Raw genomic sequence first — 26315 nt, 5'->3', positions numbered from 1 at the left:
TATTCTCCATTCACCTATTCTATGTATTACTTTTTATATTCCATTAGCAAATTTTCCAATGTAAGTGGTTTGCTGAAAAAATAACCTTGTAAATAATGGCAGTTTAATTCATTTAAATTAGCCACTTGAAAAAGATCTTCTACCCCTTCTGCTAAAATCTTTAAATCTAGATTATGTCCAAGTGAAATAATTGATTGAACGATGGCTTTCGTTCGTGATCTATGAATCGCTTGTGTAAAGCTCTGATCAATTTTAATAATATTAACTGGCAATAATTCTAAATACTTAAAGGAAGAATAACCAGTTCCAAAATCATCAATGGCAATTTGAAACCCAAATTCTTTCAATTCTTGCAGTGATTTAAGTACAAAATCAGTATACTCCATAATAATGGATTCTGTAATTTCTAAAACAATTTTACTTGGAAGTACATTCGTTTCTTCTAATATCTTCTTCGTCCGTTGAATATAATCTTTTTGATAAAATTGTCGGGCTGAAACATTGATACTATATAACAATTCCTTACCTATTTCTTTTTCAATCAGAGGTATATTCTTACACGTTTCTCTCAAAACAAAATCACCTATTTGAATAATATGGCCAGTTTTTTCAGCTATCGGAATGAATTCTGCCGGTGAGATAAATTTGTTTTCAAGCTTCCAACGAATAAGTGTTTCTACTCCAATGATGTCATGTGTTTCAGTCTCAATTTGAGGTTGAAAGTTTAAAAACAGCTCTCCTTTTTCTAATGCATTATGTAGTCCTTCTACTAAATATAGCTCTTTGTTTGCTAGTTCTGACAGTTCTTTATGGTATCGAACATGTCTTAACCCACCAGCTTTCTTCGCTTCATCTGCAGCGAGCTCAGCAAATCGTAATAATTCTGTGCTGTTTACTGTATCGATTGGACACTGTACAGACCCTATACTTATGGAAATACTTATTTCTTTTCCATTTATAGAAAGTGGAATTGTAGATTCTGTTAAAATACTCTCTACAAATTTTTCAATATCATCATACAATCGATTTTTAATAAGAACGATAAACTCATCCGCACCCCATCTTGCAACCATATCGGAAGAAGTTAAGTAGTTATTGTTATGTAGACGTTCTGAAATTTGCATTAAAGCAAAATCTCCACTGTCATGTCCATATAAGTCATTTATCATTTTAAAACGATCAAAGTCAACAAATAAAAGATGAAATACTTCTTTGTTATATATAAAATTTTCTAAAGTTTTCTGTAAAGAACTTCTATTGGGAAGCCCTGTTAAATCGTCCTCGTATTCTTTTATGAGAAGGTCCTGTTGTGATTTCCACGATTGCTTCATTAAGTATAAGAGTAAAAGGACGCTAAAGGCTACATAAACAACGCCTTTTAATATCGAAATAATTTTACCATCTTGAAAGTATTGATACAAATATGTATCGGCTAGTAATATCCAAAGCAGACTTATGCTTACATAAATAATTATAATTTTCAATGAAATTTTTCGATATGTCATTTTTAACAAATTTAGGTTCACCACCCATCTATATCCCTAGACAAACAATAGCATAAATTCACTATAAACAGTAGACTAAAAATGTAAAAAGTCGCTATACAGTAGATTCATTTTTTTGTAGTATGACACTATGGAGGTGAGATTTATGTGGAAGGATTTTAAAGAGTTTGCGTTTAAAGGAAATGTACTAGATTTAGCAGTAGCTGTTGTTATCGGGACAGCATTTGGCAAGATAGTTACCTCATTAGTTGAGAACATTATCACACCTTTGATAGGATTACTATTAAATGGTGTTAACTTCACAGGTTTATCCTTTAAGCACGAGGATGCGGAAATTTTATACGGCAATTTTATTCAATCTATTTTCGATTTTGTTATTATCGCGTTTTCTATTTTCTTGTTTATACGACTTTTATCTAAATTTAAACGTAAAGAAGATGTTGTAGAAGCAAAGAGGAAGCTCCTCCAGTAGATTCTAAGGAAGTTTTACTTCAAGAAATTAGAGATTTACTAAAACAGCAAACGAATGCATAAAAAAAGAGCCTTAAGGTTCTTTCGGACTGTAGAAAAACTCAAACGAGTTTGTCTACAGTCTTTTTGTTTAATATAGAATTATTACTAGTTGAAACAGGAAAAAGCCGCTCGCTTTCCGCGGACGAAACGCCAAGCCTCCTCTTCGCTACGCTCATGTGGGGTCTTGGACGCTCCGTTTTTCCGCAGGAGTCTCGCAGCTTTTTCACTATGAATTGAAAATAAGGAATTGTAATGCGATGGTGTCAACAATTGTACATAATGAACGTAATCAGTTCAAAAAAATAGAATCACGACTAATTGAATATCGAAAAAGCTACTCGCTTTCCGCGGACGAACCGTCAAGCCTCCTCCTCGCTACGCTCGTGCGGGTCTTGAACGTTCCGTTTTTCCGCAGGAGTCTCGCAGCTTTTCACTATGAATTGAAAATAAGGAATTGTAATGCGATGGTGTCAACAATTGTACATAATGAACGTAATCAGTTCAAAAAAATAGAATCACGACTAATTGAATATCGAAAAAGCTACTCTCTTTCCGCGGACGAAATGCCAAGCCTCCTCTTCGCTACGCTCATGTGGGGTCTTGGACGCTCCGTTTTTCCGCAGGAGTATCGCAGCTTTTTCTCTATGAATTGAACCAAGGAATTGTAATGCGATGGTGTTTAAAAAAATACAAAATGAACGTGATTAGCTAGACGTAATGAAACCTGAATTATGCCTGGTAGAGTCCGTAAAAGCTACTTGCTTTCAGCAGATGAGTTCCCAAGCCACTTCCCGGCTACGCTGAGGGCACTTAAAAACTGTCTATTTTTATGTTAACTACTTTTTCATTTCTAGAAAATCGTTAAAATGGCGACACTCCTGCGGGAATAACGTTAGCCGAAGACCCCGCAGCGAAGCGAGGAGACTGAGGCAACGCCCGCGGAAAGGGAGCCATTTCAACGATTTTCTTATTTATTCATTAGTCTCCATTTACTTAATGAATCAAGGAGTTGTCATGAGAAGTATACAAAATAAACGTGATTCATGGAGAAATCGACGAATTAAGAAGTAAAAATGGATAATAAATCAAAAGGTTTCAGGAATGTCAAACATTCCTGAAACCTTATGTCTTTAATCTAGAGTTTCTTATTTCCCATCTTTGATTAATGTTTCTACATCAATAACGATTTCTTCTTTCGGTACGTCTTGAGAACCACTATAGTTTTTAACAACTACGCCATTTTGGTCCACTAAGTAGAAGGAAGTACCGTGAATTACTTGATCTGAATTAGGATCATCTTTTACTAATGTTTTAAATGAATCCGCTGCAAATCCAGCAATGTCTGCTTGATTGTAGCCTGTTAATAGCTCCCATTTGCTTTCATCTGCAACATCATAATTACCTAGATATTCTTGAAGTTTCTCTGGTGTATCTACCTCTGGATCTACACTAAATGCCACAATCTTATAATCTTCAATCCCTTTTTCTACAAGCATTTTCTGAATATCGCTCATATTAAAGGTCATTGGAGGACACACTGTTGTACAGTTTGTAAAAACGAATGTAGCTAACCAAACCGTACCTTTCATATCATCTAGGGAAACCTTTTCATTATGTTGGTTTACATAAGAGAAATCTTCAACTTCCCAATTTGTTTGTGCTTCAAAGTTCCCACTACTGCCACATCCAGCAAGTACAAGTAAGGAAATGGAAATAATAAATAATAGCTTCTTCATTAATGAGACCTCACTTTTCTATTCATAACTTAATCTTAACGAAACAATTTTACTCATTCAACCAGAATGTCTCGCCTAATTCAACAGTTTTGTGAATTGGGAGCTCATTTTAAAGATAACAGTGCATTTTTGATTTCATCCAGTTTGCTTTCAACCCGATGCATCAAATAAAATGATACAAAAATTGGAAAGCCAACATCTTGAATCAATGAAAGCCACTGTTCCATTATAATCACTTCCTTTGTAAAAAAGACCCCCCAATGTTGGAGAGTCTTAGATAATTAAATAATATGTGTAACATTTCGATCGACAACTTGTGCACTTTTAACGATTGAAATCGGTGTTCCTTCTACATAAAATACATTACTAGCAATAATGGATTCCATCCCTGCTTCAATTTCTGTATTCGTTAGAGAATCCTTTGGATCATCGACGGACAACATGAGTCTCTTGCCATCTACTGTTTCAAACAGAAGTTGTAATGATTTTGCCAATTCCTTTCCCTCCTAATATTATTAGATAAGATTCAATGTTTCTACTTTTTCAGCGCCAATGTATGGGCTGTTTGACAAGCTCGCCAGTGTTGTTGCAACGGTTTCAAGTCCATCTGCGGTAGCACTAGCTTGTATGTTCCGATACGTTTTGGATTTTGTTTTCATTTTTCCTTCAACTAATCCCGCTTCAAATACTAACTTTAGCACTGCTTGCTTATACTCTAAATTAGCCATTACTAACACCTCCTTTCAACAAGTAAATAGATACTTTTTAAAAGAAAGGATACATAGAGAGTGAAATTTTTTTGAGAACATCTTATACTAAAGATAGAAAAAAGAGGTGAATAGATTGTTAAATGGTTGGTTTATGTGGTTTATACTATTTTGGGCAGTTGTTTTAATAGGCTTAATGGCCATTGGAGGATTTTTTATGTTCCGTAAATTCCTTAAGGCTCTCCCTAAAAACGATGGGAAATCGGATTTAGATTGGGAAGAATACTATGTAGACAACACCATTCATCTTTGGAATGATGACCAAAAAGCACTTTTAAATGAATTAGTAAGTCCAGTTCCAGAGCTTTTTAGACCAGTAGCAAAACAAAAAATTGCAGGGAAAATTGGTCAACTAGCACTTGAGGAAAAAGCTACATCCATTTCACGTGAGCTACTCATCCGTGGCTATATTATAGCTACACCAAAACGTGACCATAAATTTTTACGCAAAAAATTGGCTGAAATGGAAATTGACGTTACCCCTTTTAATAGATTCTTCGAAGAATCGGAAGCTAAACCAAAAGCACAATAAAAAAAGAAAAGTGCCTAATCTCCACCTTAACTGTAGTGCTTTGGCCAAATCTTCTTCTACACAAATAAAAAGCGAGTATTCTTTCAAAATAGATACTCGCTTTTTGCATTCTTTATTCAGTTGCTCCTGCTTTTTGTAGCTTCTTATACTGCATGTACATGGCAATTCGCCATGGAACGATCATTCCGAAAGCTAATAGCCAAAACATACCACTAAGTTGTCCTACATCAATCGTTGCACTTAACACTAACTTTCCAACTAACCGTACAACAAGTAAAGCGAATAATATAAAGATAAAAGCTTTAGACTGTTTTAGATAGATTTCTCCATCTTTCCATTCAAACTTTGAAGTCCAAATTAGAACAGTGGAAAATAACATACCTACAGCAAGTGCCTCTATTATTTCCATCCCTGTTACTCGAAAGAATGGAAATACAAACATGAGAGCACCAGTTGACATAAATAGTGGTGGCAATAATATTTTTTTGACACTAGCTGGTTTTTTAGCTGCTTTAGCACGTACGGTTGTTACAAGTATCCCCATACCGATAGCAAAAGCAGTAGAAACAATTATCATTACGTTCGGTGAAATCTTTTCAAACATGCGAATTCCCCATATCATCTAGTTCTTTTAGTACATTACGAATATCTCCTAATGAGATAAATCTTGCAAAACGTGCATATTCTTTATTGTTTCTCCAAAATAACACGACAGGAGCAGTAAATAAAGATAACTGTCCTGCCATTTCTTTTACATCTGATGCATTAACCATATAAAAAGGTATGCTAGTTTCTACTTGTAATTCCTGCATTTTTGGATACAATCCTTCACAAACGGAACAATTCGTAGTTTTAACAAATAGTAATAGCGATTGTTCTTTCTCAGAAACTTGTAACCAATCAGCGTAGTTAGTAATTTTAATCATTCATTTTCATTCCAGTTAGTGACATTCTGCAAAATGTTCACAATTTGTTCTGGATTAAAAGGTTTTGTGATAAAATCCTTTGCTCCTTGTTCGATTGCTTCCACTATAAGTTTTTGCTGTCCCAACGCAGTAACCATTACAATTTTAGCATTTGGAAATTCTGAAATGATTGCTTTCACTGCCTCAATACCAGTCATTCCTGGCATTGTGATATCCATCGTCACAACATCTGGTAATAAAGTTCGATACATTTCTACCGCCTCAAGTCCATTAGCTGCTTCGCCAATTACTTCAAATTGATGATTTTCTAGCATTCTTTTTATTGTTGTGCGCATAAAAACCGCATCATCGACTACTAATACTGTTGGCATCAGCATGCCTCCTTCACATTAAAATCCAAGAAAACCTCCAAAAAATGGACTGAAAATACGAATAATATACGTTAAACCATCGAAAAACAGTAAAATACCGAGGGCAATCATAATATAACCACCAATTTTCATGATCAACTGACTGTTTTTTCGAATCCAATTAAGTCGCGTAACAAAGAAGGACAATACGAAAAATGGAATTGCAAATCCTAAAACATACGCTAGCATATATAAAACACCAGAACCAGGATTTGATCCTGCCATTATGAACACAGCTGCAAGTATAGGACCTGTACATGGTTGCCAACCTGCAGCAAATGCCAATCCGATTAATGCAGTTCCGAAATAACCTGATGGACGATTTTTAAATTGCAATCTTTTTTCTTTCATTAAAAATTCTGGTTTGAACACTCCTACTACTATTAAACCAAAAATAATGATAAAAATTGCACCGATTTGACGGATTAATTGATCATATTGAATAAAGAATGTTCCAACGAAAGATGAGGTAAATCCTAGTGCGATAAATATGATCGAAAACCCTAATAAGAAGAATAGGGTGTGTAGCATTCCTCTTCTTTGCATTAATTTTTTATCTGTTTTAATCTCTTCCAATGACATTCCTGTAATGTAGGATAAAAATGCAGGATACAAAGGCAATGTACAAGGCGAAATAAAGCTTAGAATCCCTGCACCAAACGCTAATAGTAAGTTAATATCAGTACTCACGGCTGTCTTCCTTTCCGAATTACTGTCCCTATCTTACCAAACTTTCCCGACTTTGACTCTACAATTGCCTGTGACAGCTTTTTGACTCTTTCCACTTATCTTCGTTTCTGCGAAAGCCTGTGCCGTCGCAGAAACTCTTTGTATTGGATTATCTAATATGGGTTCACCTTTGTTTGATTAAGTAATATCCTCCACTACACTATTCTTTGCTCCTGCGCAAAGCTCGTCGCAGAAACGCTTTGTATTGAATTTTCTAATTTGGATTCACCTTTGTTCGATTAAGCTATTTCTTCCACTACGCTATTCTGTAGTAAGTACATTTTATGATACAAACCTTTTTGGTTCAATAGTTCTTGGTGTGTTCCTCGTTCAACAATTTCCCCATGGTGAAGTACTAATATTAGTTCTGCATCTTGTATCGTACTTAGGCGATGTGCGATTGCAATTGTTGTACGACCTTTTCGCATTTTCTCCAAACTACTTTGAATGGCTACCTCTGTCTCTGTGTCAATGTTAGCTGTTGCTTCATCTAAAACTAAAATTTTTGGATTCGTTGCAATTGTTCTTGCAAATGCTACTAACTGTCTTTGTCCACTAGAGAATGTAGATCCCCTTTCGGTTACTTTCTGTTTGTAAGTGTTAGGTAGTTTTTCGATAAAATTATTCGCCTGCACAAATTCAGCAGCCGCTTTAACTTCCTCATCTGTCATATCTTTTGCATGTAAGCGGATGTTGCTTTCAATGTCTCCATAAAATAGGAATGGATCTTGAAGCACAAGTCCTACTTTTTCACGAATTTCATCAGTTTTAAAATCTTTGACAGAATGTCCATCAATTTTAATATCCCCTTGTTCAAACTCATAGAAACGCATCAGTAGGTTTATAATAGAACTTTTACCACTACCAGTATGACCTACTAATGCAACCGTTTGACCTGGTTCTGCAGTAAATGAAATATTTTTTAATACATCAGTTTTACCATCATATGAGAAAGTAACATTTTGAAATTCAATTTTTCCTTGCTCAATTTTAGCGTGTGCATCATTTTTTTGTGATGGAGCTAAATCTTCCTCATCAAGTAATTTGAATACGCGAGAAGCTGCGACAATTGCTTGTTGAAAAATAGATAGACGTTGCATTACTTGATTAATTGGCTCGAAGAATCGATCTATATAAGTAACAAATGCATATATAACACCGACTTCTACAATGTTTGACATGGAAGTAATTCCAAAATAACTGAGTACCATAATAATTGCTAATGCGTAAACTAAATCGATTGCTGGACGGAGTAGTAAACTATCTAGTTTGATGTTACGTTTACCTGCGTTCCAATGGGAATCATTAATTTCATTAAATTCATCTTGTAACCGATCTTCCTGCCTAAATGCTTGAATCATTGTCATCCCTTGCAATGATTCCGCAAGCTTCGCATTTAGTTGACTAAGTCGTTCACGTAAGTCTTGATAAACAACAGAACTATATTTTCTATACGTACGTATAACTACAAATAATATTGGTAATAAAATAGTCGTAATCAAAGCCAGCTTTATATTTAATATAAACATGGCTATGTATACACCTATTACTAAAAATCCACTTTGCACAAATCCTACTAAAACACTGACGAACATATCTTTAATAGCTTCTGTGTCATTCGTTACGCGTGAAACAATACTTCCAGCAGGCGTTTTATCAAAATAACGCATGCCTAGTCGATGCACTTTTGTAAACACATCGATACGCATCTGTTGGATAATTTTTAGTGCTATTTCTTGAAACTTTAGTAACTGAAAATAACTTACAACTACATTTCCTAATTGGATGAAGACATAACCTAGTGCCAATCCTACTAACGGTCCAGTAGGGAAATTTTTTGGTGTTAAATAATCGTCCATAAATGTCTTTATTAAATATGGTCCAAGTATATCTCCTATTACAGTTAGTATAAGTAAAAACAAGGCGAAACTTATTATTTTTTTATGCGGTGCTAAGTACGTTAATAATCTTTTTAATACTTTCCACTGATCTTTTCCAGTTAGCCGTGGTTGTTTTTCTTCCATTACTCCTCACCACCCTTTTCAACTAATGTTTCTAGTTGCTGTAATTGATACATTTCAAAGTATGTACCTTTTATTTCCATCAGCTCTTCATGAGATCCTTTTTCTATAATTGTTCCATCGCTCATAACTATAATTTGATGTGCATGTTGAATAGCACTTAGACGATGTGATGTGATAATCGTAGTTTCATCTGTCCGTTTTTCTTTTAATGCTTCTAAAATCGCTTCTTCCGTTCTGGCATCTACTGCGGATAATGAGTCATCCAAGATAAGCAACTCTGGCTCCATCATTAATGCACGAGCGATAGAAATACGTTGCTTTTGACCTCCTGATAATGAAACCCCACGTTCTCCAACAACTGTTTTATAGCCATCTGTAAATTGCAGAATATCTTCATGGATATTAGCAAGTTTTGCTGCGTCGTAAATTTGTTCCATCGTTGCTCCTGCATTTGCAAATGCAATATTACCAGCCACGGTTGTTGAAAACAGAAAATGATCTTGTGGTACATATCCAATTGCTTCACGTAAACTACGTTTTTTATATGCATCAATTGGATGATCTCCATATAGTATCTGCCCAGTGTATCCTTCAAATTCTCTCATTAGAAGTTTTAATATTGCTGTCTTACCAGCACCTGTTTTCCCAACTATCCCTAATGTCTCTCCACGTTTTAAAGTAAAATGGACGTTGTGTAGTGCCAATCGTTCATCTTCTGGGAACTTAAATTCATCTATATGAAATTCTAAATCCCCTTCTGGTTTTTGCTCTAACGCTCCTACTTTGTCAGCTATTTCTATTTTTTCATCTAGTAAATCCCTAATACGATCATAGGAAGCTCTACCTCGTTCTACAATATTAAATAACCAACCAAAGGCAAGCATTGGCCAAACTAGAAGACCTAAATACGATGTAAATGCAAATAAATCTCCAATAGACATATCTCCTGCCAAGATGAAACGAGTACCAAACACAATGGATAAGAAGAAACATATACCAACGATCAACGAAATTGTTGGATCGAATAACGAATCAACCTTAGCAACTCGGATATTTTTATCTACTACTTTTTGAGATAGTCGTACAAAGTCTTCTGTATCTTCTTTTTCTTGACCAAATGTTTTAATGACCTTTACACCAGAAATACTTTCTTGTGCTTTATCATTCAAATTTGAAAATGCTTCTTGAGCATAACGAAATCGTTGATGCAAAAGCTTACCATAGTAGCTTGTTAAAATTGCCATTAAAGGTAGCGGAATAAGAGCGATTAACGTGAGTTTCCAGTTAATCGTTATTGCCATTGCTGCAATTACAAATCCACCCGTTGTAATGGAATCGACGAGAGTAAGTACTCCTGCACCAGCTGTTTGCTGCACTGCTGACAAGTCATTCGTTGCATGTGCCATCAAATCTCCTACTCTTTTTTTCTGGTAGAAGGATGGGGACATTTTCGTGAAATGACGAAACAATTGTTCTCTTAGCTGTCTAGCTAAAAATATTGCTGATCCAAAAATCATAATTCGCCAATAATAACGTAAAATGTACATTCCTATAGCTGCAATAGCTAGTATTCCAAGCCATTTTGTCAAAAAAGCAAAGGTTAATGTTCCCTCACTTATTTCATCTACTACGTAACCAATTATTTTCGGAGGAAGCAATTGCAAAAATGCTACAAACATAAGCATCAGTATTCCGATTAAATACTGCTTTTTCCTCTCTTTAAAAAACCACCCTAAATCCAAAAATACTTTCACGTTATTTCCCCCATATTATACAAATTAAGACTTTACTAGTTTAGCAAATGTTCAAACATTGCGAAAGATAAGAAAATAAAATTATTCGGATTCTGAAATATTTTTTCCGTTTCCTTCTTCGTTTATCTTAAATTTTACACAGAACAAATGTTCTTGTAAAGTAAGGAAGATCATCTAGTTTTAGGAATTAAAACATGAAAGAAAATAAAAAAAGCCTATTTTATATAAAAAATTTAAAAGGCAATTTCTTTTATTCTATCTTGTTATAAATTGAAGTTAATCTATATCTAGAAAGCAAAATGTTAAAAAACAAGAATGCAAAATATTCGAATAGTTAATATGACCACTAAATACTGGATATGACAGAATAAAAAAATAAGAATGCTAGCGAGACTACCATAATTACTAGTTCCCAGTCTTATACCCCCCCAAGTAATGAGGCACTGAAAAAGTGTCATTCAAATAAATTATCTATCAAATAATTCTAATAGAATTTAGCGCTTTGGCATTCGCTTTCCGCGGGCGAGCGACGAGCCTCCTCCTTCGCTCTGCTTCGTGCGGGGTCTCGTCTGTCTCGCTTTCCCGCAGGAGTCTCATGCGTCGCGCTAAATTCTTTAAATGAAATACAGCACATAGTTCCTATAAAAATAATAATGTTGAGTTTTTCAGTGGTCACCAAGTAATTGAAGGCACCTGATTGAAAGGTTCATGGAACGAACATATACTTGATCAGTTAGCTTACCTTATACAATATAATGCTCCATTACTATTCTGTTTTTCTATATTCACACCTAAACCGTTCTACTCCTGGGTATTTTTCTCCTAAGCTTAAAATTGTAAAACCAAGTTTCCGATAAAAACTTACCGCATCTAAATCCGTTTCTGCCAAAATTAGTTGTAAGGAATATTTTTCACAAATATTATCAATCATCCATTTTCCAATTCCACGTCCTCGTTCTAATGGCGATACGGCAATATGTTTAATTTCACAATTATTAGTAGCTGTTAATTCAAAACCAATACATCCTATGAATTTTTCATTTTCCTTGTAGCCGTATAACAGTCTGTTTTCCAATTGGAGATATAGGTCATATTCTTGGTCAATTTTACTTGCAGATGTTGCATAGGTTAATAATTCTCTAATGGATAGAGGGAGTATGATCGTGTTTATTTCTTTCAAATTACTCAACACCTTTTGGAATAATTTCATAAAAGTTTTGAAATTAATAGAATGGAAATTAGAACTAACCCTTTTCACATATTATTCTTCTGTTAGCCCTAAAACAGTCTTAATCCGTTCTTTTTGTTCATGCTTATTTAAATATTCAAAGAAACCGATTTGGTTACCCCAATGGTCTATAAAAGTACCCCACTTCGCTGAAACTTCTTCACGTGAAAATATTTCGAAATTTTCTACATCTAATTCCTTCATTACTCTTACTTTTTCTGCCTCTATATCTTTCACAGCAATGCGAAGTGGCCCGCTCCCTAGTGATGGAGTACCTTCCGCAACTTGTAGCCAACATCCAGGAAGAAGCTCCCACTCTACAAATCCTTCATGTGGAATTAATTCAGGCTTCTTCTTAAGTAAAGTTTCATACCATCGATGCCCCTCTTCTATATCTGTAACTCGAATTTGAATAGTCATTTCAAAAATCAAATATATCCCTCCTATATCAGATTATTTTATAGTCAAATCAATGCTATACATTCTTGCTTTTAGGTGTTTTCCTGATTTTGTATTTACTTGCTAATTTCATAGCCATAAACTGAGGAATTAAATTCAATAGACTTATCAAATACAGTAAGTGAGTTGGAGTAAGTGGTTTAAAATAACCTCCCCATCGCTCATTATCTATCATATTACGCATGCAATAATATGAAATAATTGTAGATACTATATTCCCAATTATAATAGCCGATATATTATTAGAAAACCTACTAAAAAAAGCTACTAGTGATGTTATTATTACCATCATTATATATCCCATCATAGAACCACTAATGAAGTCTTGGTACATTGAGAAATAGACAAATGGAAAACAGTATATACAGATAAATAGAATACTAAGCCCTATTTTTTTCATTATCTATCCTCCCACTAATTATTCGTTGTTGATTTCCAGAGAGCATTCTTAATTTACGATATTTTTGTATGTATTTATTAATTTCTTCTACTACTCTTTTCATATCATCTTGGAGAATAAAGTACGCTCTTCAATCAAGTGGTTTACTTTTTTTATGATCAAAGGAGATAAATTCATCTTCATTATTTAATTCGAACGTATCCCATTCTTCTCTTCTACTCAAATCCATTGCAGTTAAATATTTTGTGTTTCAACCTTATAAACTAAAACTACATTAGGTTCCATCAAAAAATAGATAAATGGGTGATTGATTTTAGTTTTCATTACTACTAACTCCTTAATCTAAATATCACCAAATGTATTGAATTCAAAAACCTAAGATCCTTGGACAACGTTGCCCCTTAGAATATATGGGATGGAAACTTTTTTGTTTACTAAGCCTTTCAATTCACTTGGTACATGCATGAACTCTTCAGCTTTTTGAGATTCCATCCAACTAATTTCCTCAATTTCATCTGGTAATGAAATGTTTATTTCACCGCTAATTATTTTCCCGTAAAAGGTAAAGAAGATAGCATGATGTCCTATATCTCCAAAAAAAGCTTCGCACACTGTAAAAAGACCATTTATTTGTACGTCTAATCCAGTTTCTTCTTTAACCTCACGAATTGCAGCTTCTTCAAGAGTTTCTCCATACTCCACTGCTCCACCCGGAAGTGTATAGTACGAAGATTTTTCTCCTGTATTTTTAACCATTAAAACATTCTTGCCTTGTTCATCATGTAGAAGAACATATGCAACATCTACTCTTTTCATTTTCTATTCCCCTTTTAAAATGTTTATCCAATTTATTTATCTCTATTTAACCAAACTTCCTTTATATCCTCTTTAAACGAGCAAAGAATCTATAATAAATGGTGAAATAATAAGTACTATTGAAATCAGTATTAGAGTCAATGAAACCCTCTTTGCTAACTTTTCTCTGTCCTTTCTTTTATAACATCCAGTGAATTGCCACTTATTCTTATACAAAACAAAGAGGATAATTAAAATAGAGATTTCACCAATCCATGAATAAGTTTCAGTTACTTCTAAACTTTTATACGTGTTTCGTATAACCATCACACCCAAACTTCCGAAAAAAACAAAGATAATAATTATTCGTAGTAGTTCTAATAATATTTTCATATTAATAATCCCTTCTTAAAAAAATTATACCTGTATATTTGATTTTCAATTTTGGTTACTTTAACTATTAGGAACCTATAATACTTCCTAAAGTATTGTAATAATTACCTCGAGTTGAATTATCAATAGACATATTTTTTATAAAAAAATACATTATGATTAAATTATACCATTAAATATCCCGCCAACATTCTATAACGCTGTACCTGTATACTTACATTTTGGGAAACCAAATATCATTGGTCACCTTACCACAAAGTACCTGTATCTATTAAATTTAATCCATAGTAATCTAGGTGAGTTGTACTACTTCATTCAAACTAGAGGAGAATGAGATTAAGTGAAAAAAATACTTCATAGTTTAATTATATTAGTTTTATTTTTCAATTTCGGACCAATAATCGGTCAGGCTGCCGGTAATTCGCTTTCAGTCGGATCTGTTCTAATAGATAACGTTAAAGTTCTAAGTAAACCGAAACAAGGTTCAACCGTTATTACAACTCTAAAAAGAGGAGATGAATTTCCTGTTCTATCTAGTGTATCGGGAGACTCATCCACTGCAATTTCCCATTCAGTAATTTCAGGAAATACATTATGGAATATTTCAAACCAATATGGTGTTTCCATGAGCGAACTTCAGATAGCTAACAACCTTAGCTCTACAGAACTTCTAATTGGCCAGAAATTAATAATTCCACAGAAGTACAAAGTATATACGGTTATTAAAGGAGATACTTTATGGAAAATTTCCAAAAAGTACGGAGTATCCATTAATGATTTAACCAAATTGAACAATTTACGTACTTCAAACCTTTTTATAGGCCAAAAATTATACATTCCTGATTATTACCTACAAATTCAATTGTTAGGTGGAAAAAAAGGATGGGTGAAGAAGTCCCATTTACAACAAAAGAATCAAGAACGTATCGTTATGGGTTGGAACTATAATGGGAGCTCTAAGAATTATGCTCAACAACTGAATCATTCGAATTTAAATGTTGTCTCACCCCGTTGGTATACTTTAAGCAATTCAGGCAATTTTGTTTCCATTACAGCTGATACAAAGTATCTGAAGGATGCACATAGTAAGGGAAAGAAAGTCTGGCCACTATTTGGTAATAAATTTGATCCTGTTTTGACTAACTTAGTATTAAGTAATTCTGGAAATCGTCAAAAATTAGTTTCTGCACTAAAGAATTCTTTGATCCAAACAAAAAGTGATGGGATCAATGTGGACTTTGAAAATATCGATCCGAAAAACAAGCAAGATTTTGTCCTCTTTATAACTGAACTTAAAAAGGCTCTGCAGCCTCATGGAATTAAAGTATCTGTTGACGTCACAAGAGAAAATAGTGATCCTTTTTGGTCAGGAAGTCTAGACCGTAAAAAGCTAGGTGAAGTTGCTGACTATATTGTTATGATGGGCTATGAAGAACATTGGGGGGGCAACCAAATAACTGGTTCTGTAGCTTCAATGCCTTGGACAAAAAAAGGTGTTGAACTTTTAATGAATGATGTACCATCTCATAAAATCGTATTAGGAGTACCATTCTACACAAGGGAATGGGTCACTAATTTAACAACGAAAAAAGTGAACAGTATTGATCGAACAATGGTTGAAGTTGAGAAAATCATCACTTCAAAAGGGCTAAAAAAAGTTTGGGATCAAAATACTCAGCAAAACTATGTAGAATACATTGCAAACGGTGAGAAACACCAAATATGGGTGGAGGATAAACAATCTATCAAACTTCGTGTCAATTTGGCTAACCAGTTTAACCTAGGCGGTGCAGCTGCTTGGTATATTGGTTCTGAAACTCCTGACATTTGGGATGTATACCATTTCAATAAATAATTACAATATAAAACATCCTTTAGATGTTGAAATCTCTCTTAATAACCTGAGTCTATAATTGATATAGACTCAGGTTATTTTATATTCTTCGGGAGTATCCCACACTTAATTGTCTGGAATCTTTGTTCAAATCATCCTAAAATGACTAATTCTATAATTCTTTAAAACCAACAAGCTCCTCTTCAGAAAAGCATAAAAACTCATCTGCAATTTATTATTGCAGATGAGTTTTCTTCACTGACTGACAGCTAGCTCTTTACTTAAATATATCTTGTTTCAATAAATCTAATTTATTTATTATGCTCAAGGAATTGGTAAATCGCCATCATTTCTTGTTTATTCAACTCACGAATTCGATTGAAAATAAGAAGATCTGCAACATGCTCAAGATTTAAGCTTTCAGTAACAACATCACTCACTTTGCCAGTTAGCCATGTTTCTACATCTATGCCTTCGACAATTTCTTTAAGTCCTTCATCATTAATACCACTTTCATTGCAACTCACACAAGGTATCGTTAATTTAAATACGCCATCATGGAGATTTTCTTCTGTAATGACTTTCTTTCCTTTACAGAATGGGCAAGGATGACTTTTTTTAATTTTATTAATTTGGGTGACAAGTTTTTTGTAACCAAACGCCTCATAAACATACGTCAGTTTTTTATATTTTCCATTAGTGAAATACTTATCAATAATGGTTTCTCTTGTCTCAGTGATATTGGTAAAGTCACAGATGGTAATCCGATTATTCATGCTGATCGAGTCGATATTCTCGCTAATACTGTCCCAGAATGGTAAAACATTTTGTAATACCATTTCATAATGGGCAAAGCTTGCTAGTTCCAGTTCAAGCATTTTCAGTGCAACTTGTGTTTCCCTAGGTAACAGGGAGACATCCTCCGTCAAGGCCATATCGCCGCCAACAATAGATTTCAATTTTACCAGTTGCGGTAACTTCCCTACTGTTTTAATAACTTGGTCAAGTGGCTGATGAATAATCTCTCGAATATCCGAGTCACCAAATTTGAGCTTTTTATGATGATTTAATACGGTTCCTTCGCAAACGGGACATGTAATAATCTCTTTGGATTCTTTTATATGCTCTTTAATAATCGATTTCGATACAAATATATAACGCCCAATGATTAAATTAAAGCCTTCCCAAGTCCTTCTTGTCTTGCCTTCTTTATCATAAAAGGACTTTTCCCAATACCCGTATAAAAAGGTATGCTTTTCTGCTTCTGACATGTCATTATAACTTTTACTTATATCCTGACCGAGTTCATTTTTAATCTCATCAAAGAGGAATTCTAATTTTGAAAACTGATAAAATTTTAAAACTTCCATTACATCTACATGTAATTGACCATCCCAAAATGGCACGGTTTTATCCTGAAGAACAACTTCAAAATCAAATTTTTCAATCACTCGACGGCCCGAACAGCATGGGCAATGATTGTCTTGATGATAGAAATCAAAGTTTCTTGTATCTTTATTGGTTGGATGAGCTGCTACAATATGGTTGATCACGCCGCCAAGTTCATAAAGAAAACTATATTGACTATATAAGTGACGTTCCAAGTCTATAGCGATAACGGGTGCAATTATGTCTGTTTCATATTCACCATAAATCAAACGGGCCATGGAGGACAAGCTTTTTAAAATACCGCCCTTATAGACGTTTTCTGCATTTTTAAAATAGGCAATATGGTTTTCTGTTAAATAGTTTATGCCATTTGGTTGATTTAGTGTAGAAGAAATTTGCAATGGTGCAACCTGTTCTGGACCGTTTTGCCCGCGATAATAATCATCATGACTGACAACATCAAGACGCTCGACAGGTGCAATCTGCCTGTCCCCAAAATCAACGATAAAATCAGAGTTGTCTATCATATAAGCATTATGCTCTATCATCATAATAGAGACAGATTCATCTTGCAGAATGACCCTTACACTATCAATGAATTGATTTAAAATATTTTGTGATAAACCTTTGGAAGGCTCGTCAAAAATAAAGAGCGTATGTGGGTTTCTTGAGTTAGCAAACAGCTCAGAAACTAAATGAACACATTGAAATTCACCCGTCGATAAAGACTGCGTTTTTCTTTCCAACGTCAAATAACCAAGTCCAAGTTTGATTAATAAGCTCAAGCGTTTATGAGCAATATCTTCCTTTGGCAGTTCTTCAATAATATCTTCAATCGAACGCTGAAAAATATCATCAATATCTTCACTATATTTTGTAAGTTTCCTTTTAATATCAAGAAACGTTGCAACTGTAGACCGACTAGTAATCGATTGATTTCGATCTTGTCCAACTATTACGAGTTTATCTTTTGGATATCGCTTCTGAAAATCTTTGGCAATACATTCATTAACAAGTGTAGACTTCCCACATCCTGATTCCCCCGTAAAAGTGACAATTCTATTTTTAGGAATCTGAATTTCTTTCATTTGAATATTACGGCAGTATAGATCTTGAAATTGATAGTTTAGTATTGGCATTTCTTTATTTCTTTCCGAAGTGATTGGTTGTGGACGTGGGGATTCTTCTACAATTTTCCCACCGTATTTTCCACTACCAGGTCCAAAGAATAATTGTTCTTCCGATGTGTTAAGCACCGTGTCAGAATGGTCAATGAGCCAAATCTGATTCTTGTAGCCCAATTGTTTAATCTGTTCTAAAATTTTCAATAGTGTTTGGTGGTCTAGACCTACTGAAATTTCATCAATAATAATAACGGTATTTTCACTTGTTGCCATAAATTCAGCCAAGTAAAGTCGCGTTATTTCTCCACCTGACAAGGTACCCATAATACGATTTAATGTTAGGTAACCAATATTCATATTGAGTATATTTTGAAGAATATGTTGTTTTGCTTCACTAATATGTAATTCTTCTCTAAGGGAAAGAATCGTTTCAATACTTAAGTTGTTAATATCGGAAATACTATGTGGTTGATTCAATATTTCTATCTTATGTTGCTCCACTTCTGGATTATAACGCTTGCCCTCACACTTTTTACATTCGATATTTTTCGTAGTGCCGCGCCCTTTACATGCGGGACACCAACCTAATTCATTATTAAATGAAAAAACTTCTGGAGAAAGATTAAATTCTTCAGCAAGTCGCACGCGAATCTCTTTAAAAACGCCCGTATGGGTGCCTATCGTTGAACGTGGATTCGAAGAAATGGATGATTTTCCGAGAAAAAGTACTAGAGGCATTTCTTCCATTTTGATAGCACTGAAATTAGTTTCCATAATGTTTGGAAACAAATATTGATATTCAGCTTTTGGTAATAAGGAAACGAGACGCTTCTTGGATTCTTCTCCAATAGTTTGACAAAATGTAGTTTTACCAGATCCAGATAAACCAGCAATTCCTAACGATTTATCTACAGGTAGTGCTGCATCTAGTTTGTTAATATTGTTCGCTATTAATTGATTTACTTTCATAGTGGTATCATCTCCATTCTCTAAATTTAGTATTACCATATTAGTTAAACTTCATCTGTTATCCAATAAATTAGATAAATAAGAAAGGGCACAATTCTTGTTACCGAATTGCGCCCTATTGTTGAAGAATTCATTTTTACAGTTCTGCTAACACTTTTTCAAGCTGATTACTCATATTCATCCAAGCATATTTAGCTCCCTCAATTGCTCCCTCGCGTGCTTTTGTTTCTGCACTAAATCCAGTTTGATCGAGATGTAGATGGATAATTCCATCTGAACCTTTTTTCAAAGTCCATGTAACAATAGTACTCTCTCCGGCACTTACCCATGTGTAAGAAAGCTTATTAGGTTCATCCACTACTAATACTTCACTATCTACAATTCCATTCCACCATTCATTAGGCTCCGCTCGGAATTGAAATTTATGTCCTACGATTGGTTTAAAGTCATTATTCCATATCCATTTCGCAAGAGTCTCCGAATCTGTTAAAGCATTCCACACTTGCACGATTGAACTTGTAAATTGAAAATCTAATGATACATCTGATTTCATTTTTTTTCCTCCAATAAAAGATTTAATTTAGCAATTCTTTCTTTCCAGAAACCTTCGTAAAAAGATACCCAATCTTTAATTTCTTTTAACGGAGTGGCATTCAGCCGATAACGTGTTTCCCTGCCAACCTTGCGGTTGGTTACGAGTCCAGCTTCTTTCAGGATCGCCAAATGCTTAGAAACTGCAGTTCGACCCATTTGAAAATGAACCGTTAGCTCATTGAGAGGCAATTCTTCCACGTCGGCCAATAAACGTAGCAGTTTACGCCGTGTTGGATCGGCAACTGCGTCATAAACATCCCTCACTTGACCTTTTTCGTTCAAAATCACCCCCCACCTTTTCATAAATATTTCTTGTAATGTCACCGATTATGCTTTTTAACAACCTAATAGGACACCTTTTGGTGTCTTAATTATTATAGGACACCAAAAGGTGTCGTGTCAACTTTGATATAACCCTTAATTGGTTCACCAGCTGGAGTACAAATTGCATCTCTATTTGTTTCAGGTTTTATTATTAAAAAAGGGATCCACATTTCGTGGAACCCTGTTCACTTATATTCCCTTTTAGTTATCGTATGAGTGTATACATATTAAAATAACCGAATAAAACTTTTACTCAAAACACTTTTGGAACTAACTATTGAAAATAATACTTATTCCTCTAACCTACCCCTTTAGTCCAATAAGGATACATAGGCTAACTCTCAAAAATACTTATACTCATCTTATTAAAAATGGATTTTCCACTATTAATTGTAACATTTAATCCATCTCAGTATCCTTTTTTCCTTCAAATAACCTTCGCCTTTAGTACAGTAAAACTAAAAAGAGTTTTAATCCTTCTTAGATTACACCCCACGTTAGTTGAATAAGATAGAAATCGCCAGATTGTGACACTCTAAGTTATAAACGTAAATATATTCGTTGTTGAAAATTAATTATCGAAACCCACTATATTTTTACTCTTTGGAGTATTTATTTTTTATTTCAGAGTATTTTGTATTGAATTTTAAAGTAAAATATATTACTCTTTAAAGTAATAAAAGGTTAGGGGGAGAAAAATGAACAACATAAATAAAAAGGAAGTTATCTTGGATATTGACCAGTATGAAAAAGACTTTGAAAGATTATTGAAATGCTTTATTAATGCAACTTCATTTGATGAGCAAAATGTCCATTTCGAAAGGCTGAACCGTCATCGACTTACTTATCAGGCGTTAGAAAATGAAGCGAGGATTCTTTACTTTGGAGATACAGCAAATGATGAATACAGTAAACAGCATGCCTTTTTCCAAGAAATCGAGCCGCGTTGGCTTTGGATGACAGGGGAATACTACAGAGAGATACTGAACTCAAAATTTAGGGAACAACTTGAGAGCCAGTGGGGTAAACAGTTATTCAAAATAGCAGAAATCAGGCAGAAAACCTATTCTGATGAAGTGCAAGAAGATATCCTGAAGGAAAATCGCCTTGTATCCGAGTATCAGCAGTTGTTGGGAAAAGCGGTCATTCCTTTCAATGGAAATGAGCTGAGATTAAGTACCTTGGCTCCATTTCTGGGCTCACCTGATCGCGAGGTTCGAAAAGCAGCCTTTGAGGCAAAATCAGGCTATTTCGAACAACATGCCTCTGATTTTGAACGAATCCTTGATGAACTGGTAAAGACACGCAACCGAATCGCGAAAGCGTTAGGGTATTCGTCCTTTGTAGGGCTCGGCTATGACCGAATGCATAGAACAGGGCATACGCCCCACGACCTCGTTCAATACCGCAAGCAAGTAAAAGAGCATGGGGTGCAATTCATTTCTACGCTTAGAAAGAAGCAATTGAAGCGGATTGGCGTTTCCAAACTGAAGTATTATGATGAGAGCTTTTCCTTCCCGAACGGTGCGCCAGCGCCTAAAGGGACACATGAAGAAATATTAGAGGTTTATCGGATCATTTTCCATGAACTGTCTCCTGAAACAGGTGTATTTTTTGATGGACTGATGGAAAAAGGAAATGTGGACGTGGAATCACGTATCAACAAAATGGGTGGGGCTTTCGCGTCTTATAGAGGTTCGGATATTGCTTCGTTTATCTTCGCGAATTTCAATGGTACATCTAATGATGTAAGGGTTTTTGCACATGAGGCGGGACATGCATTTCAGTTTTATATGAGCCGCCACTCTAATATCCATGAGTATATTCTTCCTTATGATTCCTGTGAGGTGTTTTCATTCACGATGGAACGGTTCGTCTGGCCTTGGATGGAACTGTTTTTTGGGCAAGATACGCAGAAGTACCAGTTTTCCAACTTGACTGAAGCATTTATTTATATGCCGTTTGTATCAGTCGTTGATGAATTCGAGCACTTCCTGTATGAATTCCCTACAGCCACCATGGAAATTCGGAAGCAAAAGTGGAGAGAGTTGGAGCACGAGTACTTGCCGGAGCGCGACTATGATGGCAATGAATTTTTAGGGCAAGGCACAGGGTTTTATGAAATTGGGCATCTGTTCATTTCTCCTTTTTATTACATGGACTATGATTTGGCCCATTTTGCTGCTGTCCAGCTATGGGTCAAACAGCAAGATGACCCAAAATCTGCTTGGGAGAGCTTCCTGAAAATGTGCAAACAAGGGGGACAGCTACCATACCCTGAACTTTTGAAAAGTGCAGATCTGGATTCTCCTTTTGAAGAAGGAAGCATGGAGCGGCTTCTTGAAAAAGTCAAAAGCTGGATCAATCAGGTGGATGACCGTTCATTTTGATAGTAAGTCTGTGGGTAGCCGAAATAGCATCTTCGGCTACTTGTTTTATGCGGAAGTTGGTGTTGTTTCTTTCGTTCTCTCAACCATGCATCCCTTTTGAATCACTTCTTCAACTATGGTCACTGTATGTGACCCAAATTCTATAAATGTATTTGCAATCTACTTGAATTTTTTCTTTATTCACTGTAACCTCTACATTAATGTAGTTTGCCCATTTAGGTATAAAATTGGATAAATAATTTAATACTTTTTCATCAGGAGTTGCATATCCCACAATAACTTGCCTTAATAAATTGTTTGAAAAATCTAGGTACAGTGAATCTGTCCATTCATATGCTTCATACAGCGAATCAAAGATTCTATAATCTTCCGCGTATTGCCCATTTATCCATTGTATTTCTTTAGGAGTACCACCTTTGTATTATTTGATTTGGTGATTCGCCAAGTCTAACCATATATATGAAAGTTGTCATAATACCCACCAAAAGTTTTGATATTCCAAATTAATTTTTTTTCATGTAAATTTATAAAGAATTCCCCAATGAACCTTTTAAATAATAATCATTAAAAAAACTTCTTCAATACCCTTTCCTGTTAGTTGAAGAAGATATTCTTATTATTCAATTGCCTTATTAACTGATTCAATAGCATGAATTACTGTAGTATCAAATATTGGAACTTCGGAATCCTCTTGTTTTATTAATAATCCAATCTCTGTACATCCTAATATAATCCCTTCGGCCCCCTTATCAACTAAATTCTCGATAACTTTTTTAAAATATTCTTTTGACGTTTGATTGATTTTTCCTAAACATAATTCTTCATAAATCACTTCATTTAAAAGTTCTATTTCCTCATTATCTGGAATTAATACCTTTATATCATTAGCTTCTATTCTTGATTTGTAAAAGTCTTGCACCATCGTATATTTAGTCCCAAGTAACCCAACTGAATTTACATTAGTTTTCTTGATTTCATTTGCTGTTGCATCAGCAATATGTAAAATTGGGATATTTATTTTTTCTTCAATATAATTTATTACTTTGTGCATTGTGTTTGTACAAATAACGATAAAATCTGCTCCTGCTTTTTCTAAAGAGAGTGCCACATCCCCCAAAGTGTGTCCAGCACTTTCCCAATCACCGTTTGCTTGATATCGTTCAATTTCGTCAAAGTCAACGCTATATAAAATGCATTTGGCTGAATGTAATCCACCTAATTTGCTCTTTATCTCTTCATTTATTAACCGGTAATATTCATTTGATGATTCCCAACTCATTCCTCCGATTAAACCTATTGTTTTCAATGTACTAATTCCTCCTAACAGCATTATATTTGTAGAATTGAATATAATAATATCCACCATAAGATACTAAAATCCTCTATTCTTTATTTCGACAATTTAACAACCTTTTCCTTCTTCATCAATCCATGTTTACTATCCTACCAGCTGCTCAATTGTTCAACAAACAGAACGAGTCCCAAGTAGATAAACGCTCTTTGTTTTCTTTTATTACATTGAATCCTTCTCTTTCATAAAAGGAAATATTGGGATTCCTTGCTCAGCCTAAATTTAAGTAAACTGTTTAGATTGCACACAAATTTACATAAAAATATAGTCTTTTATTAAAATGAGTAATATCTTAAAGTTACTACTAAAGGTATAGGAAGTTTGTATCTTTAACAAATACTCTATTTAATTTGAAAGAGGTAGTTATATGAAAATTGATTCACCAAAAATACCAAATGATTTACCTACAATGAATTTCCAAGATATTTTTTATCAAGAAGACCCTGAGCTTGAAATGTGTTTAATTCATGATTCCTTTTTTTCCAATGAAGTGTTACATAGAGTGCGTTTATCTAAAATGTCCATAAAAAACTGTAACTTTAACAATACTAATTTTAGTAATATCGACATAACTGATGTTATTTTCGAGAATTGCGATTTTTCAAAGACTAATTTGAGTAGTTCTTCCATACATAGAGTGGTATTTAAGAATTGCAAATTATTAGGTCTGGATTTTACAGAGTCTCGCTTTGGCAATGTTGAGTTTTATAATTCTTTACTGAACTTAGCTGCATTCGGAAATTCAAAACTAGAAAAAGTTAAATTTCTAGATACTTCATTAGTAAGTTCAGATTTTTATGATTGTATATTTAAGAACGTAGAATTTAGCCTATGCAACATTAACAGTGCAAACTTTGAAAAAACATCTCTAAAAGGGATAGATATTAGTAATTCTACTTTTGAATCACTTACTGTATCTTTAGCAGATTTAAAAGGCTGCAAAGTAAATTCTTATCAGGCAATTCAATTTGCTTCTCTAGTGAGCTTGGTAGTAACTGATTAAATTCATATTGAATATCTAAAAAAATATTAATGTAATAAAAAATAAAAATACATGAAAATATTGTGCGGAGTATGATATGGTAAATTATCTACAACTAATGATTAGAAGGTGAAGACCATGCTAGAAGTAAGTGAAAGTAAATTAGCAAAGTATGTCGTACATTATGTGAGCGATACACTTATTTTGGGAGATGAGGCATACTCTCAACCAGAGGTAATGCTTGAAGCAGCATTTACACAATTAGCGTTTAACAAAATTGATTTTGAGCAGAAATATGAATTTTTTCATGAAACGGATATTGGATTAAATGAAATCTATACATATGTGAATTCAATTTTTGATCAGGAAAGCAGTTTTCTTGATCAATCTAAACATATCGCCATTCACTTACAAAGTGTATCTCAACACCCGAATATTAAAAGTGGTGAATTGTTTATTGGACTATTCGATAATTGTTTATGGCATGCAGAAGTAAAAAAGGTAATTGCCATTGTCAAAATTGATGAAAAAGAAATGTTCTTAGATGTGAAAAACGAGCAAAACAAAATGACTGTGAATGGTATCGACGGTATTAATGTGAAGAAAATCAATAATATGGCTGTAATAATGGATATGGGGCCGGACGTAGCTCCTGCTGTCTTTATGAAAACGAAAAAAAAAGAGGATGTTGTTTACTGGCAAGAGCGTTTTTTAAAGGTTAAGGTAGCAGATGAACATTATCATAAAACTAATTTAGCGTTAACAGAATGTAAAAAATATATTGTAAAAGAAGAGAGTTTTACGAACACCGAGAAATTGGGGTTATTAAACAAAACGCTCGATTACTTTAGAAATGAAGAAGAATTTCAGGTAGATGACTATATTGAAACAGTCTTTGAAGGGACTGATCCTGTTCAAAAAGATATTATCGTCAATTCGGTAAAAGCATACGAAACTGTCATTTCCGAAAGTGCAATCGAAAAGGCAGAAAAAAAATATAAACGTAAAATAAAACTTGATTCCAATATTGAAATTCAGGTCAACGTACGTGATATCGAGCAAGTCGATGAACTGATTGAAGTCGGCTATGATGAAGCAACTAATCGAAAGTTTTATAAAATATATTTCCAAGAGGAAATATAATCACAGAACGATAGAATCCCAAAACTCCTAATTGAGGTGTGGGA

General features: G+C 34.3%; 23 protein-coding genes and 1 pseudogene. 6 read left to right on the top strand and 18 right to left on the bottom strand.

Annotated features, from left to right (window positions below):
* Positions 1 to 26 precede the first annotated feature (26 nt).
* A complete protein-coding gene (locus FG384_RS12595) occupies positions 27 to 1505 on the bottom strand; it encodes a putative bifunctional diguanylate cyclase/phosphodiesterase (RefSeq protein ID WP_240793425.1) in 1479 nt (492 codons plus the stop codon).
* Between the two features lie 145 nt (positions 1506 to 1650).
* On the opposite strand from FG384_RS12595, the pseudogene mscL reads away from it, so the two are divergent.
* A pseudogene (gene mscL / locus FG384_RS12590) lies at positions 1651 to 2039 on the top strand (large conductance mechanosensitive channel protein MscL).
* Positions 2040 to 3163: 1124 nt separating this feature from the next.
* Here mscL and FG384_RS12585 read toward each other — a convergent pair.
* The 4 genes from FG384_RS12585 to FG384_RS12570 form a co-directional block, all read right to left on the bottom strand.
* Positions 3164 to 3754 (bottom strand): SCO family protein, encoded by a 591-nt coding sequence (locus FG384_RS12585; RefSeq protein ID WP_142642954.1) that lies wholly within the window; start codon positions 3752 to 3754, stop codon positions 3164 to 3166.
* Between the two features lie 104 nt (positions 3755 to 3858).
* Entirely contained in the window at positions 3859 to 3981 is a 123-nt protein-coding gene (locus FG384_RS12580; protein ID WP_142642953.1) for a YvrJ family protein, read from the bottom strand.
* 54 nt (positions 3982 to 4035) lie between these two features.
* The gene (locus FG384_RS12575; protein WP_142642952.1) at positions 4036 to 4248 is read right to left on the bottom strand and encodes a DUF2922 domain-containing protein; all 213 of its coding nucleotides are present in this window, start codon (positions 4246 to 4248) and stop codon (positions 4036 to 4038) included.
* A 21-nt stretch (positions 4249 to 4269) separates the two neighbouring features.
* Positions 4270 to 4482, bottom strand: coding sequence for a DUF1659 domain-containing protein (locus FG384_RS12570; protein ID WP_142642951.1), 213 nt, complete (start codon positions 4480 to 4482; stop codon positions 4270 to 4272).
* Between the two features lie 133 nt (positions 4483 to 4615).
* On the opposite strand from FG384_RS12570, the gene FG384_RS12565 reads away from it, so the two are divergent.
* Entirely contained in the window at positions 4616 to 5053 is a 438-nt protein-coding gene (locus FG384_RS12565) for a DUF2621 domain-containing protein (RefSeq protein ID WP_142642990.1), read from the top strand.
* Positions 5054 to 5165: 112 nt separating this feature from the next.
* Here the strand turns inward: FG384_RS12565 and FG384_RS12560 are convergent, their stop codons facing one another.
* The 9 genes from FG384_RS12560 to FG384_RS12515 all read right to left on the bottom strand — a co-directional run bounded on the left by FG384_RS12560 (position 5166) and on the right by FG384_RS12515 (position 13799).
* A complete protein-coding gene (locus FG384_RS12560) occupies positions 5166 to 5657 on the bottom strand; it encodes a CcdC family protein (protein WP_142642950.1) in 492 nt (163 codons plus the stop codon).
* Positions 5650 to 5979 carry a thioredoxin family protein gene (locus tag FG384_RS12555; RefSeq protein WP_142642949.1) on the bottom strand — a complete coding sequence of 110 codons (330 nt, stop codon included), beginning with the start codon at positions 5977 to 5979 and terminating at the stop codon, positions 5650 to 5652. The genes FG384_RS12560 and FG384_RS12555 overlap by 8 nt, the downstream gene beginning before the upstream one ends.
* Entirely contained in the window at positions 5976 to 6350 is a 375-nt protein-coding gene (locus FG384_RS12550; protein ID WP_142642948.1) for a response regulator, read from the bottom strand. Before FG384_RS12550 ends, FG384_RS12555 begins: the two co-directional genes overlap by 4 nt.
* 18 nt (positions 6351 to 6368) lie before the next feature.
* Entirely contained in the window at positions 6369 to 7079 is a 711-nt protein-coding gene (locus FG384_RS12545) for a cytochrome c biogenesis protein CcdA (RefSeq protein ID WP_142642947.1), read from the bottom strand.
* Positions 7080 to 7357: 278 nt separating this feature from the next.
* A complete protein-coding gene (locus FG384_RS12540; protein ID WP_142642946.1) occupies positions 7358 to 9142 on the bottom strand; it encodes an ABC transporter ATP-binding protein in 1785 nt (594 codons plus the stop codon).
* Positions 9142 to 10896 carry an ABC transporter transmembrane domain-containing protein gene (locus FG384_RS12535; protein ID WP_142642945.1) on the bottom strand — a complete coding sequence of 585 codons (1755 nt, stop codon included), beginning with the start codon at positions 10894 to 10896 and terminating at the stop codon, positions 9142 to 9144. Before FG384_RS12535 ends, FG384_RS12540 begins: the two co-directional genes overlap by 1 nt.
* A 766-nt stretch (positions 10897 to 11662) precedes the next feature.
* On the bottom strand, positions 11663 to 12076 hold the full coding sequence (locus FG384_RS12530; protein WP_142642944.1) for a GNAT family N-acetyltransferase: 414 nt from the start codon (positions 12074 to 12076) through the stop codon (positions 11663 to 11665).
* Between the two features lie 81 nt (positions 12077 to 12157).
* A complete protein-coding gene (locus FG384_RS12525; RefSeq protein WP_142642943.1) occupies positions 12158 to 12556 on the bottom strand; it encodes a VOC family protein in 399 nt (132 codons plus the stop codon).
* 802 nt (positions 12557 to 13358) lie between these two features.
* Positions 13359 to 13799 carry an NUDIX hydrolase gene (locus FG384_RS12515; protein WP_142642941.1) on the bottom strand — a complete coding sequence of 147 codons (441 nt, stop codon included), beginning with the start codon at positions 13797 to 13799 and terminating at the stop codon, positions 13359 to 13361.
* A 712-nt stretch (positions 13800 to 14511) separates the two neighbouring features.
* On the opposite strand from FG384_RS12515, the gene FG384_RS12505 reads away from it, so the two are divergent.
* Positions 14512 to 16026 carry a LysM peptidoglycan-binding domain-containing protein gene (locus FG384_RS12505; RefSeq protein WP_240793418.1) on the top strand — a complete coding sequence of 505 codons (1515 nt, stop codon included), beginning with the start codon at positions 14512 to 14514 and terminating at the stop codon, positions 16024 to 16026.
* A gap of 290 nt (positions 16027 to 16316) precedes the next feature.
* Here the strand turns inward: FG384_RS12505 and FG384_RS12500 are convergent, their stop codons facing one another.
* The 3 genes from FG384_RS12500 to FG384_RS12490 form a co-directional block, all read right to left on the bottom strand.
* The gene (locus tag FG384_RS12500; RefSeq protein WP_142642939.1) at positions 16317 to 19487 is read right to left on the bottom strand and encodes an ATP-binding cassette domain-containing protein; all 3171 of its coding nucleotides are present in this window, start codon (positions 19485 to 19487) and stop codon (positions 16317 to 16319) included.
* Positions 19488 to 19623: 136 nt separating this feature from the next.
* Positions 19624 to 20040, bottom strand: coding sequence for an SRPBCC family protein (locus FG384_RS12495; RefSeq protein ID WP_142642938.1), 417 nt, complete (start codon positions 20038 to 20040; stop codon positions 19624 to 19626).
* Positions 20037 to 20363: an ArsR/SmtB family transcription factor gene (locus FG384_RS12490; protein ID WP_240793417.1), complete on the bottom strand. Its 327-nt coding sequence runs from the start codon at positions 20361 to 20363 to the stop codon at positions 20037 to 20039. Before FG384_RS12490 ends, FG384_RS12495 begins: the two co-directional genes overlap by 4 nt.
* 740 nt (positions 20364 to 21103) lie before the next feature.
* Between FG384_RS12490 and FG384_RS12485 the strand changes: the two genes are divergently transcribed.
* The gene (locus FG384_RS12485) at positions 21104 to 22795 is read left to right on the top strand and encodes a M3 family oligoendopeptidase (RefSeq protein WP_142642937.1); all 1692 of its coding nucleotides are present in this window, start codon (positions 21104 to 21106) and stop codon (positions 22793 to 22795) included.
* Between the two features lie 616 nt (positions 22796 to 23411).
* Here the strand turns inward: FG384_RS12485 and FG384_RS12480 are convergent.
* Entirely contained in the window at positions 23412 to 24101 is a 690-nt protein-coding gene (locus FG384_RS12480; RefSeq protein WP_142642936.1) for an aspartate/glutamate racemase family protein, read from the bottom strand.
* Positions 24102 to 24513: 412 nt separating this feature from the next.
* Between FG384_RS12480 and FG384_RS12475 the strand changes: the two genes are divergently transcribed.
* Together FG384_RS12475 and FG384_RS12470 are read left to right on the top strand one after the other, a co-directional pair.
* The gene (locus FG384_RS12475) at positions 24514 to 25149 is read left to right on the top strand and encodes a pentapeptide repeat-containing protein (RefSeq protein WP_142642935.1); all 636 of its coding nucleotides are present in this window, start codon (positions 24514 to 24516) and stop codon (positions 25147 to 25149) included.
* A 117-nt stretch (positions 25150 to 25266) separates the two neighbouring features.
* On the top strand, positions 25267 to 26271 hold the full coding sequence (locus FG384_RS12470; protein WP_142642934.1) for a nucleoid-associated protein: 1005 nt from the start codon (positions 25267 to 25269) through the stop codon (positions 26269 to 26271).
* The last annotated feature ends 44 nt before the right edge of the window (positions 26272 to 26315 follow it).

The sequence above is a fragment of the Psychrobacillus vulpis genome, from assembly GCF_006861825.1.
Taxonomy (GTDB): domain Bacteria; phylum Bacillota; class Bacilli; order Bacillales_A; family Planococcaceae; genus Psychrobacillus; species Psychrobacillus vulpis.
Note: the sequence above shows the minus strand (reverse complement) of the source record. Positions and strands in the feature narration are given on the sequence as shown.